General features: G+C 56.2%; 15 protein-coding genes. 11 read left to right on the top strand and 4 right to left on the bottom strand.

Annotation, left to right across the window (positions count from 1 at the left end):
* Nucleotides 1-139 precede the first annotated feature (139 nt).
* The 5 genes from ppiD to AM329_RS12145 all read left to right on the top strand — a co-directional run bounded on the left by ppiD (nt 140) and on the right by AM329_RS12145 (nt 3,750).
* Entirely contained in the window at nt 140-2,011 is a 1,872-nt protein-coding gene (gene ppiD / locus AM329_RS12165; RefSeq protein WP_032608648.1) for a peptidylprolyl isomerase, read from the top strand.
* Between the two features lie 148 nt (nt 2,012-2,159).
* The gene (locus tag AM329_RS12160; protein WP_032608649.1) at nt 2,160-2,540 is read left to right on the top strand and encodes a helix-hairpin-helix domain-containing protein; all 381 of its coding nucleotides are present in this window, start codon (nt 2,160-2,162) and stop codon (nt 2,538-2,540) included.
* Between the two features lie 97 nt (nt 2,541-2,637).
* Nucleotides 2,638-3,036 (top strand): YbgC/FadM family acyl-CoA thioesterase, encoded by a 399-nt coding sequence (locus tag AM329_RS12155; RefSeq protein WP_023315524.1) that lies wholly within the window; start codon nt 2,638-2,640, stop codon nt 3,034-3,036.
* A 47-nt stretch (nt 3,037-3,083) separates the two neighbouring features.
* The gene (locus AM329_RS12150) at nt 3,084-3,434 is read left to right on the top strand and encodes a type II toxin-antitoxin system RelE/ParE family toxin (protein WP_022650479.1); all 351 of its coding nucleotides are present in this window, start codon (nt 3,084-3,086) and stop codon (nt 3,432-3,434) included.
* Nucleotides 3,421-3,750 carry a DNA-binding protein gene (locus tag AM329_RS12145; RefSeq protein ID WP_022650480.1) on the top strand — a complete coding sequence of 110 codons (330 nt, stop codon included), beginning with the start codon at nt 3,421-3,423 and terminating at the stop codon, nt 3,748-3,750. Before AM329_RS12150 ends, AM329_RS12145 begins: the two co-directional genes overlap by 14 nt.
* Nucleotides 3,751-3,753: 3 nt before the next feature.
* On the opposite strand, the gene queC is transcribed toward AM329_RS12145, so the two are convergent.
* Together queC and AM329_RS12135 are read right to left on the bottom strand one after the other, a co-directional pair.
* Nucleotides 3,754-4,449, bottom strand: coding sequence for a 7-cyano-7-deazaguanine synthase QueC (queC, locus tag AM329_RS12140; protein WP_032608650.1), 696 nt, complete (start codon nt 4,447-4,449; stop codon nt 3,754-3,756).
* 66 nt (nt 4,450-4,515) lie between these two features.
* Nucleotides 4,516-6,216: an SgrR family transcriptional regulator gene (locus AM329_RS12135; RefSeq protein WP_032608652.1), complete on the bottom strand. Its 1,701-nt coding sequence runs from the start codon at nt 6,214-6,216 to the stop codon at nt 4,516-4,518.
* Nucleotides 6,217-6,317: 101 nt separating this feature from the next.
* On the opposite strand from AM329_RS12135, the gene cof reads away from it, so the two are divergent.
* Nucleotides 6,318-7,136 (top strand): HMP-PP phosphatase, encoded by an 819-nt coding sequence (gene cof / locus AM329_RS12130; protein WP_032608653.1) that lies wholly within the window; start codon nt 6,318-6,320, stop codon nt 7,134-7,136.
* A gap of 41 nt (nt 7,137-7,177) precedes the next feature.
* On the opposite strand, the gene AM329_RS12125 is transcribed toward cof, so the two are convergent.
* Entirely contained in the window at nt 7,178-8,224 is a 1,047-nt protein-coding gene (locus tag AM329_RS12125) for a PLP-dependent cysteine synthase family protein (RefSeq protein ID WP_017383196.1), read from the bottom strand.
* A 115-nt stretch (nt 8,225-8,339) separates the two neighbouring features.
* Here AM329_RS12125 and AM329_RS12120 point away from each other — a divergent pair, with 115 nt between their 5' ends.
* The 5 genes from AM329_RS12120 to amtB all read left to right on the top strand — a co-directional run bounded on the left by AM329_RS12120 (nt 8,340) and on the right by amtB (nt 14,230).
* Entirely contained in the window at nt 8,340-8,798 is a 459-nt protein-coding gene (locus AM329_RS12120; protein WP_015571267.1) for an Lrp/AsnC family transcriptional regulator, read from the top strand.
* 30 nt (nt 8,799-8,828) lie between these two features.
* Nucleotides 8,829-10,583 carry a SmdA family multidrug ABC transporter permease/ATP-binding protein gene (locus AM329_RS12115; protein WP_032608655.1) on the top strand — a complete coding sequence of 585 codons (1,755 nt, stop codon included), beginning with the start codon at nt 8,829-8,831 and terminating at the stop codon, nt 10,581-10,583.
* Complete coding sequence (locus AM329_RS12110) at nt 10,576-12,357, top strand: SmdB family multidrug efflux ABC transporter permease/ATP-binding protein (protein WP_023315529.1); 1,782 nt, start codon at nt 10,576-10,578, stop codon at nt 12,355-12,357. Before AM329_RS12115 ends, AM329_RS12110 begins: the two co-directional genes overlap by 8 nt.
* Nucleotides 12,358-12,569: 212 nt before the next feature.
* Nucleotides 12,570-12,908, top strand: coding sequence for a P-II family nitrogen regulator (gene glnK / locus AM329_RS12105; protein WP_006809867.1), 339 nt, complete (start codon nt 12,570-12,572; stop codon nt 12,906-12,908).
* Nucleotides 12,909-12,943: 35 nt separating this feature from the next.
* A complete protein-coding gene (amtB, locus tag AM329_RS12100) occupies nt 12,944-14,230 on the top strand; it encodes an ammonium transporter AmtB (protein ID WP_022650485.1) in 1,287 nt (428 codons plus the stop codon).
* 93 nt (nt 14,231-14,323) lie between these two features.
* On the opposite strand, the gene tesB is transcribed toward amtB, so the two are convergent.
* Nucleotides 14,324-15,184 carry an acyl-CoA thioesterase II gene (gene tesB, locus AM329_RS12095; RefSeq protein WP_023324238.1) on the bottom strand — a complete coding sequence of 287 codons (861 nt, stop codon included), beginning with the start codon at nt 15,182-15,184 and terminating at the stop codon, nt 14,324-14,326.
* Between the last annotated feature and the right edge of the window lie 74 nt (nt 15,185-15,258).

The raw sequence follows: 15,258 nt of genomic DNA, 5'->3' as shown, positions 1-15,258 counted from the left end.
CCTGATTTGTGCGAGTTTATGCGAGTTGTGGGCTGACAATTGCCCTGTTTTCTTGTCACAATACGCCTTTACGCGCGACGGTCAGGATTTTCCGTCAGCGTCAGGTAACCAGTCACCTACAGCGGAGTGTTGTTACACCATGATGGACAGCTTACGCACGGCTGCTAACAGTCTCGTGCTCAAGATTATTTTCGGTATCATTATCGTGTCGTTCATATTGACCGGTGTGAGTAGTTACCTCATCGGCGGTGGCGCGAACTACGCCGCAAAAGTGAATGGCCAGGAAATTAGCCGTGGGCAGTTCGAGAACGCTTTTGCTGGTGAACGTAACCGCATGCAGCAACAGCTGGGCGACCAATACTCTGAACTTGCAGCCAACGAAGGCTATATGAAAAACCTGCGTCAGCAGACGCTAAACCGCCTTATTGACGAGGCGCTGCTGGATCAGTACGCGAAAAGCCTGGGTCTGGGCATCAGCGATGAGCAGGTTAAAAAAGCCATCTTCTCGACGCAGGCTTTCCAGTCTAATGGGAAGTTCGACAACGCGCGTTACAACAGCATTGTTAACCAGATGGGTATGACGGCTGACCAGTACGCTCAGGCACTGCGTAACCAGTTGACCACGCAACAGCTGATCAACGCGGTGGTGGGCACCGATTTCATGCTGAAAGGTGAAACTGAAGAGCTGGCGGCACTGGTGGCGCAGCAACGCGTGGTGCGTGAAGCGACGATTGATGTCAACGCACTGGCAGCGAAACAGCAGGTTAGCGACGCTGAAGTTAATGCTTACTACGAGCAAAACAAGAACAACTTCATCTCTCCGGAACAGTTCCGCGTAAGCTATATCAAGCTGGATACAGCGGCGATGCAGGAAAATGCGACTGACGCCGAGATCCAGTCTTATTACGACCAGCATCAGGATCAGTTCACTCAGCCGCAGCGTAACCGTTACAGCGTGATCCAGACCAAAACGGAAGCAGAAGCGAAAGCCGTGCTGGACGAGCTGAACAAAGGCGCTGATTTCGCCACCTTAGCGAAAGCAAAATCCACCGACATTATTTCTGCCAAAAACGGCGGTGATATGGGCTGGCTGGAAGAGTCAACTACCCCGGATGAGCTGAAAAATGCAGGCCTGAAAGAGAAAGGCCAACTGTCTGGTGTAATCAAATCCTCCGTCGGCTTCCTGGTGGCGCGTCTGGACGATGTTGTGGCGGCGAAAACCAAGCCGCTGGCTGACGTTCGTGATGATATCGCTGCGAAAGTGAAGCAGGAGAAAGCGCTGGATGCCTTCTATGCTCTGCAACAGAAAGTGAGCGATGCCGCAAGCAACGACAACGAATCACTGGCGGGCGCTGAGCAGGCTGCTGGCGTGAAAGCGGTTGAGACGGGCTGGTTCAGCCACGAAAACCTGCCGGAAGAACTGAACTTCAAACCGGTTTCAGATGCCATTTTCAATGGTGGTCTGGTCGGTGAGAATGGTACGCCGGGCAGCAACTCAGACATCATTACCGTTGACGGTGATCGTGCGTTCGTACTGCGCGTCAGCGAGCACAAAGCCGAGGCAGTGAAGCCCCTGGCGGAAGTGAAAGATCAGGTGGTGGCGCTGGTGAAACACAACAAAGCGGCACAGCAGGCAAAACTGGATGCAGAGAAAATTCTGGCCGACCTGAAAGCCGGTAAGAACGATGCGCTGAAAGCGGCTGGCCTGAGCTTTGGCGAAGCAAAAACGCTGAGCCGTACCGGTCAGGATCCTGTCAGCCAGGCGGCGTTTGGTCTGAGCCTGCCGGCGAAAGACAAACCTGTCTTTGGCACCACGACCGATATGCAGGGTAACGTGGTGGTTCTGGCGCTGGATGAAGTGAAAGCCGGCACGCTGCCAGACGCGCAGAAGAAGGCCATGGTTCAGGGAATTACCCAGAACAATGCCCAGATTGCTTTCGAAGCGTTGATGAGCAACCTGCGTAAAGAAGCCAAAATCAAGCTGGGTGATGTGGTCACTCAGGAGCAATAATTACGTGTCTGCTCGCAGATTTTCGTAACGTTCTGCAAAAACTAAAGGCCGCTTTCGCGGCCTTTTCCATTTCTGCAATCTGCTGTTTGTCCCTGTTTTCCCGTGCGGCTATCGTGGCATGGCTGTCAACAAACAAGGAGAAAACAGCATGAAATGTGGAATCAAAGCACTGTTAATTACACTGGCTATTGCCACTTCCGGGATGAGTGCGGGCGCGCTGGCGGCGTCACCCTCGTCTAAAGCCCAGTCTGCACAAACTCAGGCCGATGCAACGTCACAAGGTCAGGTTAAAGCCAACGCGACGGCCAGCACGAAAGCCATTGAGGACGAGGGTACGCGGGTCAGTATTAATACTGCCTCTGCGGACGATCTTGCCCGCGTAATGAATGGCGTGGGCCTCAAAAAAGCGCAGGCCATCGTCAGCTATCGTGAAGAGTATGGTCCTTTCAAAACCCTTGACGATCTCAAGCAGGTGCCGGGTATGGGCAGCGCGCTGGTTGAGCGCAATCTCGCACACCTGACGCTGTAATCGCGTAATCACTTGCACTGCGGCAAAAATTTGCCAGGATAAAGAGGTCATACCAGTTATGACCTCTGAACCTATAACAACGAAAGGCTATTGCGCTATGCAGACACAAATCAAAGTCCGTGGTTATCACCTCGATGTTTACCAGCACGTCAATAACGCCCGCTACCTCGAATTTCTTGAAGAGGCGCGCTGGGACGGCCTGGAGAACAGCGAAAGCTTCCAGTGGCTAACCGCACACAACATCGCGTTTGTGGTCGTCAATATCAACATTAACTACCGCCGCCCGGCTGTGCTGGGGGATGTGCTGACCGTGACCAGTGAGGTCCAACAACTGAATGGCAAAAGTGGTGTATTGAGCCAGGTCGTTACGCTGGAGCCAGAAGGGCAGATTGTGGCCGATGCGCTGATCACCTTTGTCTGTATCGATCTCAAAACCCAGAAAGCGTTGCCGCTGGAAGGGGAGTTGCGCGAAAAGCTGGAGCTGATGATCGCGTAAATTTTTGTCTTTTATAAAAGACAAGAAGGGTTTTCAGGGATAAAATCATGAACAGGGACTACGTTGTTAAACGTTACCGAACCCGCGACGGAAAAATACCGTTTGAGGATTGGGTAGCAAAGTTGAGACGAAAGGATCCGGAGCTGGCGTTTCGGATCCTTCTGCGAATCGACCGCGCTGAGAAGGGGAATTTTGGCGATTACCGTTATCTCAGAGAGGGTGTCTGGGAGTTGAAGGTTGATTGTGGTCCCGGTTATCGAGTCTATTTTGCGGTCCAGCATCGGGAAATCTTATTGTTGCTGATCGGCGGTGACAAAAAGAGCCAGAAAGCGGATGTGATGCTGGCAATAGATTACTGGAAAGATCATCAAAAGGATAAACTCCATGAGCAAAAGTGAGCGAAAATTCTCAAGTACCGTCAGCCATGATGAAGCTGTAGTCAAAATGCTGCGCGAAAATCCTTCTTACGCGCAACTCTATCTGCAAATTGCACTGGATGAAATTTACGAGGACCAGGGGATCCCAGCCTATTTGATTGCCCTCAGACGCGTTATCGAAGCGCGCGGCGGTATTGGAGAGATTTCAGCCAAAGCGGGGCTTTCACGTCAGCAGCTATACCGTACCCTGTCCGAAAATGGTAACCCAACGCTGACTACACTGATGAAAATTACCCGTGCTGCCGGTGTAAAACTGTTCGACAGCACGGTCAGGTAGCCCTTATTTCAGCCCGGTCTTTTTCTGCATTACGGCCATAACGCCCGCTTTATCCGCAAAATAATGATTCAGACCGTTCGCGCGCAGGTTACAGGCGGCACACTGCCCACAGCCGTCCCCTTTAATGCCGTTGTAGCAGGTCAGGGTCTCGTTGCGAACGACATCCAGCTTGCCCCAGTAGTCGGCCAGCGCCCAGGTTTCAGCCTTATCCAGCCACATCAGCGGCGTTTCGAAGCGGGTCTCTTTTGCCATTCCCAGATCGACGGCGTGATTGAGTGCTTTCACGAATTCATCCCGGCAGTCCGGGTAGCCAGAGAAGTCGGTCTCACACACGCCCGTGATCACCGCTTCGGCCTTCACCTGGTAGGCATAGATCGCCGTCAGGGTCAGGAAGAGAATGTTGCGGCCCGGTACGAAGGTGTTCGGAATGCCGCTGGCATCCGGTTCGTAATCAGGCACCGGAATGCTGTCGCGGGTGAGGCTGCTGACGGCCAGTTCATTTAACAGCGCCACGTCCAGCACTTTATGAGCGCGGGCGCCCAGTTTGAGAGCCAGTTCACGAGCGACATCGATTTCAGCGCGATGACGCTGACCATAATCAAAAGTGACGCAGTGCACTTCATCATACTGGTGAAGCGCCTGAATCAGGCAGGTGGTGGAATCTTGTCCTCCGCTGAACACGACGACGGCACGTTTCATAGATCATCTCGACAGTTACAGTAAAAGCGTCATGTTAACGCCTGGCTAAAGCGGCGACCAGCTTCTTCACGCGTTTGGTGGAGGAAGCCAGGCTTCGGTGAAGTCAAACCAGCCGCGAGTGTTAAGGCGTATGCCGTTGACGCCCGGAGGCGCGCTGATTTGATACTGGTAGTTAAAGAGCGGCGTCAGGACGGCTGTCTCCATTAACCGGCTGAATATAGCCTGAAGTCCTGCGTGTCGGTCACGCTCGTCGGCCTGCGACTGCACCGCATCCAGCGTGGCCTGCAAATGGGCGAATGCCGGTGCGCTCAGCAGATGCGGCCAGAGCGCATCGCAGCGGAGCCACTGCTCAAGCGTGTACGCCGGCGCTTCGCCAATCAGTCTGTCTCCCATCATGATGTCTGCATCGGCAAGCTGCTGGCACCCGTCCCACGTTTTGGCGTCATGAAAGATGACGGTCAGTTCACAACCCTGCCGCGCAAGGTATGCTTTTAACTGGCTGGCCATGGTGTGAAGCTCAACCGGCAGGTGGTAGACCAGCGTCAATGCCTCTGGCAGCGCAACGTCGGTTAAATCAGGCCACTGGGAGATCGCCCAGCCGGGAAGCAGTTCCTCGGTAGGAGTGATGAGTCCTTCGTTCAGGGGAAGCGTGTGTAGCAGCGTTGAGAGATGAATGATATTAATCAGCCGCTTTGCCTGAAGTTCGCTCAGACGTGGACTCTGTTTCAGCGTGAGGTAGCAGAAGCCCAGACTGGTGCTGTTACTCACCAGCCGCAGGCTGGCCAGTTCGTCGGCCTCGCCAATAGCGATTTGCACCGGGTGGCGACAGCTGGTGCCCAGACTGTAGTCAAAAAGCTGGGGCGTGATCCAGTACTCGATAGCCTTAAGCAACGGATGGCCAAGATGATACTGCTCGTGGCTTTCCAGACGCACCAGTTCAGGCTCAAAAACGCTCAGCCGAAAGGGACCGCTGCCCACCACGGGGTAATCGGGATGTGCCAGACGGCTACAGTAGGTTGCCAGCCTGTGCGCCAGCCAGTAGTCAGGTTGATGGAGAATAAACGTCAGGCACTGCGGGTGCGTGGTTTCGATACGTAAGACGCTGCGGAACAGCGTGCCCATGCCGGGCTGCGATAACAGCGCCGTCAGGCTTTGCCGGAGCTGTGCCGTCTCTATTTTATCGCCGTTATGCCAGTGCAGGGTGGAGCGAATGTAGAAATGCCAGCGCAGGCCGTTAGCAGAGACTTCCCAGTGATGCGCCAGATCGCCCGTGGGTTCACTGCTGTTACCATTAAAACGCGTCAAACCAGAGAATACCTGTCCCGCCAGATGCTGCTCCGCCCGGCCAGGGAGAAACCCCGGCTGAAGCGGCTCCAGCGAGCGATAGTAGGGAATACGCAGCGTCGGCGTATCGTTCTGCCACTGTCCGCCCATAAACGGATGCAGCAGCGATCGCAAATCTTCAGGCGCGAGCTGGGCCAGCTCCAGCGCGTTGTGCTGCTGTCCACTTTTCAGGGCCTCTTCCATCATCGTATTACGCAACGAATCCGGGGTGACGTGAAAGCGTAATTCCCCACGCTTACCTCGTCCGGAGCGGGCGTGCCAGCTTAGCCAGCCCGCCTCCTGCGCCTGGCGCAGCAGGGTGCGAACATGTCGCTCGCTGCAAAAGCAGCGGCTGGCAAGTTCACTGATGGTCACCTGCTGCGGTGCGCCGGCAGACGGGTGCCACAGACGCTGATACTGGTTAAGACGGTTAAGCTGGCGCATGAAAAACCCGGAACAATAATTATCATCTATTCACTATTACTTCCGTATATCCCACGTAATACTGATGCACAAGTTAACCGCATCACATTTCGGGAGTAATCATGGCTCGGCTCGCTGCATTTGATATGGACGGCACGCTGTTAATGCCGGATCACCGTTTAGGGGAGAAAACCTTGAACACTCTTAAGCGCCTGCGCGAGCGTGAAGTTACCCTGACGTTTGCTACTGGTCGTCATGTGCTGGAGATGCGCCATCTGCTGGGGACATTTGCCCTCGATGCGTTCTTGATCACCGGCAACGGAACGCGCATTCACTCCGTCGACGGCGATGTGCTGCACCGTCAGGATCTGAATCCGGAGGTGGCGGACATTGTCCTGCACAGCACCTGGGATACGCAGGCCAGCGTGCATGTTTTTAATGATGAAGGCTGGTTTACCGGGCGTGAGATCCCGGCCTTGCTGCACGCTCACGTTTACAGCGGCTTTAAATATCAGCTTATCGATTTGCGCCGCATTCCGGCACACAAGGTGACCAAGATCTGCTTCTGTGGCGATCACGACGATCTCTGCCGCCTGCGTATTCAGCTTAACGAGGCGCTGGGCGACCGGGCGCACCTGACCTTCTCGGCGGTGGACTGCCTTGAAGTGCTGCCGGTGGGCTGTAACAAAGGATCTGCGCTGGCGGTGCTGAGCGATCATCTGGGGCTGACGATGCAGGACTGTATGGCCTTTGGTGACGCCATGAACGACCACGAGATGCTGAGCAACGTAGGTCGTGGGCTGATTATGGGGAACGCGATGCCGCAACTTATTGCCGCGCTCCCGCATTTACCGGTTATCGGACACTGTCGTAACGAAGCGGTGTCCCATTTTTTGACGCATTGGCTGGACAAAAATAACCTCCCGTATTCCCCCGAATAGTGAGACCCTTCCAGCAAGCCAGGCTAAAGCCTGGCTTTTTTTTATTTCACCAGCTGCGAAATCTGCGCTTTCCACGGTTCTACATCGCCAATAGTTGCCTGCACCCATTCTGCGTTGTAATAGGTGTCCAGGTAGCGCTCCCCGCTGTCACACAGCAGCGTGACGACAGAGCCGGTACGGCCTTCTTCGCGCATCCTCGCGGCCAGCTGTAGCGCGCCCCACATATTGGTGCCGGTGGAAGCCCCGACTTTACGGCCAAGCTGTGTCTCCAGCCAGTGCGCCGTCGCGACGCTGGCGGCGTCCGGCACGCGGAGCATCTCATCCACAACGTCCGGAATGAACGAGGGTTCGACGCGCGGGCGACCAATCCCTTCGATCTTGCTCCCCACGGGGCTGCGCAGGCTGGCATCGCGGGATTGCCAGTAATCGAGGAACACCGAGTTTTGCGGGTCAACCACCATCAGCTGCGTATCATAACCCTGACAGCGGATATAACGTCCGATGGTGGCGGAGGTTCCGCCCGTGCCCGCGCTCATGACAATGTAAGAGGGAACAGGATGCGGCTCGTGGGTCATCTGGCGGAAAATGCTGTCCGCAATGTTATTATTGCCGCGCCAGTCGGTGGCGCGCTCGGCGAAGGTGAATTGGTCCATATAGTGACCATTCAGTTCGCGGGCCAGCATTTCGGAGGCCGCATAGATTTCGCAGGCGCTTTCCACAAAGTGGCAGCGTCCGCCGTAAAATTCGATCTGTTCGACTTTACGTTTCGCCGTGCAGGAGGGCATCACGGCGATAAACGGGAGGCCCAGCAGGCGGGCAAAGTAGGCTTCGGAGACGGCAGTTGATCCGGACGACGATTCAATAATCGTGGTGCCTTCTTTAATCCAGCCGTTACATAAACCGTATAAAAAGAGTGAACGCGCCAGGCGATGCTTCAGGCTACCGGTAGGATGGGTACTTTCATCTTTCAGATAGAGCTGAATACCGGGAAATCCCGGCAGAGGCAGGCGGATTAAGTGGGTGTCTGCCGAGCGCTGATAGTCGGCATTTATTTCGCTGATGGCATGTTTAACCCAGGTGCTATTCATCGTAGTTATCCGTTTGTCATTTTGTGCCCAGCATAGCGAAAAGCACAGAAAAAATTGTTGCTATCTGACCTTTAAAATAGAATGTAAGGAGAATAATTTTCTCTTCGAGGTGGCTATGTTAGATAAAATTGACCGTAAGCTGCTTTCTTTGCTGCAAAGCGACTGTACCCTCTCTTTGCAGGCGCTGGCAGATGCCGTTAATCTGACCACCACACCGTGCTGGAAGCGCCTCAAGAAGCTGGAAGATGATGGCATTCTGCTGGGACGTGTGGCGCTGCTGGATCCCGAAAAACTGGGGCTTGGACTGACCGCCTTCGTCCTGATAAAAACGCAGCATCACAGCAGCGAATGGTACTGCCGCTTCGTCACGCAGGTTTCCGACATGCCCGAGGTGCTCGGCTTCTGGCGCATGGCGGGGGAATACGACTATCTGATGCGCGTTCAGGTGGCAGACATGAAGCGCTACGATGATTTTTACAAGCGGCTGGTCAATAGCGTACCGGGCTTGTCCGATGTCACCTCCAGCTTCGCCATGGAACAGATTAAATACACCACAGCGTTACCCATTGAATAACTTCTTAAAATACCTTCAGGAAAAGACCGCGTGCGATTATTTGCCCAATTAAGCTGGTACTTTCGTCGGGAGTGGCAACGCTACCTCGGCGCAGTGGCCCTGCTTATTATCATTGCCATTCTGCAACTGATCCCCCCCAAAGTGGTGGGCTACGTCGTGGATGGCGTTACCGAACAACATTACACCGCCGCACGGGTGATAATGTGGGTCGGTACGCTGGTGCTGACGGCCGTGGTGGTTTACCTGCTGCGTTATGTCTGGCGCGTGCTGCTGTTCGGTGCGTCCTATCAGCTTGCCGTTGAGCTGCGCGAGGACTTTTACCGTCAGCTGAGCCGCCAGCACCCTGAGTTTTATCTGCGTCACCGTACCGGGGATCTCATCGCCCGCGCCACTAACGATGTAGACCGCGTGGTGTTTGCCGCCGGTGAAGGGGTGTTAACGCTGGTGGATTCCCTGGTGATGGGCTGTGCGGTATTGATTGTGATGTCTACGCAAATTAGCTGGGAGCTCACGCTGCTGGCGCTGCTGCCAATGCCGCTGATGGCGCTGGCAATTAACCGCTACGGCGAGCAGCTCCATGAACGCTTTAAGCTGGCGCAGGCGGCGTTCTCGTCGCTGAACGATCGCACCCAGGAGAGCATGACCAGCATCCGCATGATCAAAGCGTTTGGTCTGGAAGACCGCCAGTCCGCGCTGTTTGCCGCCGACGCCGCCGATACCGGCGCGAAAAACATGCGCGTGGCGCGTATTGATGCCCGTTTCGATCCGACAATTTATATTGCGATTGGTATGGCGAACCTGCTGGCGGTGGGCGGCGGCAGCTGGATGGTGGTGCGAGGCACCATGACCCTCGGGCAGTTAACCAGCTTTGCGATGTACCTTGGGCTGATGATCTGGCCGATGCTGGCGCTGGCCTGGATGTTTAATATCGTTGAACGTGGGAGCGCCGCTTACAGCCGTATCCGCGCCATGCTGGCGGAAGTGCCGGTCGTGAACGATGGCAGCGAGCCGGTACCGGAAGGTCCGGGTATTCTCAAGGCTGATATCCGCGCCTTTATCTACCCGCAAACGGAACATCCGGTGCTTGAGAACGTCAGTTTCACGCTGCGTCCTGGTCAGATGCTGGGCATCTGCGGCCCGACGGGTTCCGGTAAAAGCACCATTCTGTCACTGATTCAGCGCCATTTTGACGTGAGCGAAGGCGATATCCGTTTCCACGACATCCCTCTGCCACGTCTGCTGCTGGATGACTGGCGCAGCCGCCTGGCGGTCGTCAGCCAGACGCCGTTTTTGTTTTCAGACACCATTGCCAACAATATTGCGCTCGGGTGTCCGACGGCGACACAGGACCAGATCGAGCACGTGGCGCGTCTGGCCAGCGTCCACGAGGATATTCTGCGCCTGCCGCAGGGCTACGACACGGAAGTGGGTGAGCGGGGCGTTATGCTCTCCGGCGGACAAAAACAGCGTATCTCTATTGCCCGCGCGCTACTGCTGGACGCTGAGATCCTGATTCTGGATGATGCGCTGTCCGCGGTTGACGGGCGTACTGAACATCAAATTCTGCATAACCTTCGCCAGTGGGGAGAGGGGCGCACGGTCATCATCAGCGCGCACCGTCTGTCGGCGCTTACCGAAGCCAGTGAAATTCTGGTGCTTCAGCACGGACATATTGCCCAGCGTGGTCAGCATGAGCAGCTCGCCGGGCAGACCGGCTGGTATCGGGATATGTACCGCTATCAACAGCTTGAAGCCGCGCTGGATGAGGAGGTGGCCGATGCGTAAGTTTGGACAGATGTGGCCGACGTTAAAACGGCTGCTGGCCTATGGCTCACCGTGGCGCAAACCGCTTTCCATCGCCGTGCTGTTGCTGTGGATCGCCGCGATTGCGGAGGTGACCGGTCCGCTGCTTATCAGCTATTTCATCGATAACATGGTAGCGAAAGGCTATTTGCCTCTCGGCCTGGTCGCCGGGCTGGGCGTGGCGTACGTCGGGCTACAGCTGACGGCTGCAGGGCTGCATTACGCGCAGTCACTGCTCTTTAACCGGGCCGCCGTGGGCGTGGTGCAGCAGCTGCGCACGGACGTGATGGATGCCGCGCTGCGCCAGCCGCTGAGCGAGTTTGATACCCAGCCGGTCGGGCAGGTTATTTCGCGCGTCACCAATGACACCGAGGTGATCCGCGACCTCTATGTAACCGTTGTTGCAACGGTTCTGCGCAGTGCCGCGCTAATTGGCGCGATGCTGGTGGCGATGTTCAGCCTGGACTGGCGGATGGCGCTGGTGGCAATCACCATTTTCCCGGCGGTGCTGATCGTGATGGTGATTTACCAGCGCTACAGCACGCCGATCGTGCGCCGCGTGCGCGCTTACCTTGCAGATATCAATGATGGCTTCAACGAAGTGATCAACGGCATGAGCGTTATTCAGCAGTTTCGCCAGCAGGCGCGTTTTGGTGAGCGAATGGGGGAAGCCAGCCGCTCGCATTATATGGCGCGGATGCAGACGTTACGCCTGGACGGTTTCCTGTTACGTCCGCTGCTGAGCCTCTTCTCGGCGCTGGTGCTGTGCGGACTGCTGATGCTGTTCGGCCTGACGACGCGCGGAACCATCGAGGTGGGGGTACTGTACGCGTTTATCAGTTACCTCGGACGCCTTAACGAACCGCTGATTGAACTCACCACGCAGCAGTCGATGCTGCAACAGGCAGTGGTCGCGGGCGAACGTGTATTCGAGCTCATGGACAGGCCGCGTCAGACCTATGGCGATGACGAACGCCCGCTGGAAAGTGGATCCATAGCGTTTGATCATGTCTCGTTTGCCTACCGCGACGACCAGCTTGTCTTGCAGGATATCAACCTCGAGGTACCGTCGCGTGGTTTTGTCGCCCTGGTTGGGCATACCGGCAGCGGCAAAAGCACGCTCGCCAGTTTGCTGATGGGCTACTATCCGTTGACGCAGGGGGAGATCCGTCTGGACGGACGGCCGCTTGCCTCGCTTAGCCACAACGCGTTGCGTAAGGGCGTCGCGATGGTGCAGCAGGATCCGGTGGTGCTGGCGGATACCTTTTATGCCAACGTGACGCTGGGACGTCCTTTCACCCCTGAGCAGGTATGGGAGGTGCTGGAAACGGTGCAGCTGGCGGATCTGGCGCGCGGGTTAAGCGAGGGGATCAATACCCGGCTGGGTGAGCAGGGCAACAACCTCTCCGTCGGGCAAAAGCAACTTCTGGCGCTGGCGCGCGTGCTGATTGAGACGCCGCAGGTGTTAATTCTGGATGAAGCGACAGCAAGCATTGACTCCGGTACCGAGCAGGCGATCCAGCAGGCGCTGGCTGCCGTGCGGGATCACACTACGCTGGTGGTGATCGCCCACCGCCTGTCAACGATCGTCGATGCCGATACCATTCTGGTGCTGCACCGTGGCCAGGCCGTTGAACGGGGTACACACAGAGCGCTGCTTGAGGCAAAAGGACGCTACTGGCAGATGTATCAGTTGCAGCTGGCAGGCGACGAACTGGCCGCCAGCGTGCGCGAGGAAGAGTCACTCAGCGCCTGATGCACCATAACAAGGCAATGCGCTAACAGACTTAACCGTTGGTGCAAAACTGAAACGCACCCTGCACTGCCATGGTGCGTTTTTTTTTCACTTTTTCCCGGCGCATGCGCGCTGCGGCGCTTTCCTCCTCACCTTTCACTTCTGGCACACCCTTTGCAATATCACTCTCGTGTTAGCTGCGGCCATTACCGAATTCTGACTGGAGGGGATATATGAAGCTGGTTACGGTGGTAATCAAACCATTCAAACTCGAAGACGTGCGTGAAGCGCTGTCTTCCATGGGTATTCAGGGACTGACTGTCACCGAAGTGAAAGGCTTTGGGCGTCAGAAAGGTCATGCCGAGCTTTATCGCGGGGCGGAATACAGCGTTAACTTCCTGCCAAAAGTGAAAATTGATGTGGCGATTGCCGACGATCAGCTTGATGAGGTGATTGATGTCGTCAGCAAAGCGGCCTATACCGGAAAAATTGGCGACGGCAAAATTTTCGTTGCCGAACTACAGCGCGTTATTCGCATCCGTACCGGCGAATCTGACGAAGCGGCGTTGTAAGTAACTCCTGGCACACAGTGATAGGGATCGAGAAAATGAAGAAAGCAACAATGAAAACAGGTCTGGGGTCGCTGGCACTGCTGCCGGGCCTGGCAATGGCTGCACCTGCTGTGGCAGACAAAGCCGATAACGCCTTTATGATGATTTGCACCGCGCTGGTGCTGTTCATGACGATTCCGGGGATCGCGCTGTTTTACGGCGGCCTGATCCGCGGCAAGAACGTACTCTCCATGCTGACGCAGGTTGCCGTCACTTTCGCGCTGGTGTGCGTGCTGTGGGTGGTTTACGGTTACTCGCTGGCCTTCGGGGAGGGCAACGCCTTCTTCGGCAACGTTAACTGGGCGATGCTGAAAAATATCGAACTGACCGCGGTAATGGGCAGCTTCTATCAGTATATTCATGTCGCGTTTCAGGGCTCATTCGCCTGCATCACCGTGGGGCTGATTGTGGGCGCGCTGGCTGAGCGTATCCGCTTCTCTGCGGTACTGATTTTCGTGGTGGTCTGGCTGACGCTCTCCTATATCCCGATTGCGCATATGGTCTGGGGCGGTGGTCTGTTGGCTTCCCATGGCGCGCTGGACTTTGCGGGTGGTACCGTTGTGCACATCAACGCCGCGGTAGCAGGCCTGGTAGGCGCCTACCTGATTGGCAAGCGCGTGGGCTTCGGGAAGGAAGCATTCAAGCCGCACAATCTGCCGATGGTCTTTACCGGCACCGCCATCCTCTACTTTGGCTGGTTCGGCTTCAACGCAGGTTCAGCCAGCGCCGCTAACGAAATCGCTGCACTGGCCTTCGTGAATACCGTTGTGGCAACCGCCGGCGCTATCCTCTCATGGGTATTTGGCGAGTGGGCCGTTCGCGGCAAGCCATCGCTGCTGGGTGCCTGTTCCGGGGCGATTGCCGGTCTGGTAGGTATTACGCCAGCGTGCGGTTACGTGGGCGTAGGCGGTGCGCTGCTGATCGGTATCGTCGCAGGACTGGCGGGGCTGTGGGGCGTTACCGCACTGAAACGTGTTCTGCGCGTTGACGATCCGTGTGATGTATTCGGCGTGCATGGTGTGTGCGGCATTGTCGGCTGTATCATGACCGGTATCTTTGCTGCCCAATCTCTGGGCGGTGTGGGTTACGCAGAAGGCGTAACCATGGGGCATCAGGTGCTTGTACAGCTGGAAAGTATCGCGATCACCGTTGTCTGGTCGGGTGTTGTGGCCTTTATCGGTTACAAGCTGGCTGATATGACCGTTGGGCTGCGCGTGCCGGAAGAGCAGGAGCGCGAAGGCCTGGACGTCAACAGCCACGGCGAGAATGCCTATAACGCATAATTTGAGTGCCTTGCCGGGCGGCGGCTTCGCCTTACCCGGCCTGAAAAAGCGTAATTTGCAGGCCCGGTAAGCATAGCCACCGGGCTTTTTACCTCACCCGCGATTACGCATCACACCTTCCTGCACGGTAGAAGCCACCAGCACGCCATCCTGGGTGTAAAATTCCCCGCGAACAAAACCGCGCGCGCTGGACGCAGAGGTACTTTCCACGCTGTAAAGCAGCCACTCGTTCATATCGAAAGGACGATGGAACCACATGGAATGGTCAATTGTGGCTACCTGCATCCCTTTTTCCAGGAATCCCACGCCGTGCGGCTGTAGCGCAACCGGCAGGAAGTTGAAATCCGACGCATAACCCAGCAGATACTGCTGCACGCGCAAGTCTGCCGGTACGCTGCCGTTGGCGCGGATCCACACCTGGCGGGTGGGCTCAGCGGTATGCCCCTTCATTGGGTTATGAAATTCGACCGGGCGGATCTCCAGCGGTTTATCGCACAGAAACTTCTCTTTTACCTGCGGCGGCAACAGATGCGCGAGTGCGCGGGCTATTTCGGTTTCCGATTTCAGATCGTCCGGCGACGGGGCAGACGGCATCTGTTTTTGATGCTCATAGCCCGGCTCTGGCGCCTGGAAGGAGGCGGTCATGTAGAAAATGGGTTTCCCATGCTGGATGGCCGCCACGCGACGGGCGCTGAAGCTTTGGCCGTCACGCAGAACTTCCACGTCGTACACAATCGGTTTAGCGCTGTCACCGGGGCGTAAAAAGTAGCTGTGAAACGAGTGCACCAGACGGTCTGCCGGGACGGTCTCCTTGGCGGCATACAGCGCTTGCCCCACAACCTGGCCCCCAAAAACCTGGCGTAAGCCTAAATCTTCGCTCTGTCCGCGAAATAGCCCTTCTTCTATTTTTTCCAGGTTAAGCAATGTCAGCAGATTGTTCAGTGCCTGACTCATAGTGGTCCTCAATAAACGCCGTGGCGAAAGATACGCTGAGTATAACGCAGAAACGATAGTGGTCCGATGGGTAG

Origin of the sequence: Enterobacter cloacae complex sp. AR_0002 (assembly GCF_001922365.1) — a bacterium.
Classification (GTDB): Bacteria; Pseudomonadota; Gammaproteobacteria; order Enterobacterales; family Enterobacteriaceae; genus Enterobacter; species Enterobacter hormaechei_C.
This window is presented reverse-complemented; position numbering and strand designations above follow the sequence as displayed.

Excerpts from the sequence above, each read along its gene's own strand:
- cof (WP_032608653.1), top strand. The coding sequence starts at position 6,318 with ATGGCTCGGCTCGCTGCATTTGATATGGACGGCACGCTGTTAATGCCG.
- AM329_RS12150 (WP_022650479.1), top strand. The coding sequence starts at position 3,084 with ATGAACAGGGACTACGTTGTTAAACGTTACCGAACCCGCGACGGAAAA.
- tesB (WP_023324238.1), bottom strand. The coding sequence starts at position 15,184 with ATGAGTCAGGCACTGAACAATCTGCTGACATTGCTTAACCTGGAAAAA.
- AM329_RS12120 (WP_015571267.1), top strand. The coding sequence starts at position 8,340 with ATGTTAGATAAAATTGACCGTAAGCTGCTTTCTTTGCTGCAAAGCGAC.
- AM329_RS12145 (WP_022650480.1), top strand. The coding sequence starts at position 3,421 with ATGAGCAAAAGTGAGCGAAAATTCTCAAGTACCGTCAGCCATGATGAA.
- AM329_RS12135 (WP_032608652.1), bottom strand. The coding sequence starts at position 6,216 with ATGCGCCAGCTTAACCGTCTTAACCAGTATCAGCGTCTGTGGCACCCG.
- queC (WP_032608650.1), bottom strand. The coding sequence starts at position 4,449 with ATGAAACGTGCCGTCGTCGTGTTCAGCGGAGGACAAGATTCCACCACC.
- ppiD (WP_032608648.1), top strand. The coding sequence starts at position 140 with ATGATGGACAGCTTACGCACGGCTGCTAACAGTCTCGTGCTCAAGATT.
- AM329_RS12155 (WP_023315524.1), top strand. The coding sequence starts at position 2,638 with ATGCAGACACAAATCAAAGTCCGTGGTTATCACCTCGATGTTTACCAG.
- AM329_RS12110 (WP_023315529.1), top strand. The coding sequence starts at position 10,576 with ATGCGTAAGTTTGGACAGATGTGGCCGACGTTAAAACGGCTGCTGGCC.
- AM329_RS12160 (WP_032608649.1), top strand. The coding sequence starts at position 2,160 with ATGAAATGTGGAATCAAAGCACTGTTAATTACACTGGCTATTGCCACT.
- amtB (WP_022650485.1), top strand. The coding sequence starts at position 12,944 with ATGAAGAAAGCAACAATGAAAACAGGTCTGGGGTCGCTGGCACTGCTG.
- AM329_RS12125 (WP_017383196.1), bottom strand. The coding sequence starts at position 8,224 with ATGAATAGCACCTGGGTTAAACATGCCATCAGCGAAATAAATGCCGAC.
- glnK (WP_006809867.1), top strand. The coding sequence starts at position 12,570 with ATGAAGCTGGTTACGGTGGTAATCAAACCATTCAAACTCGAAGACGTG.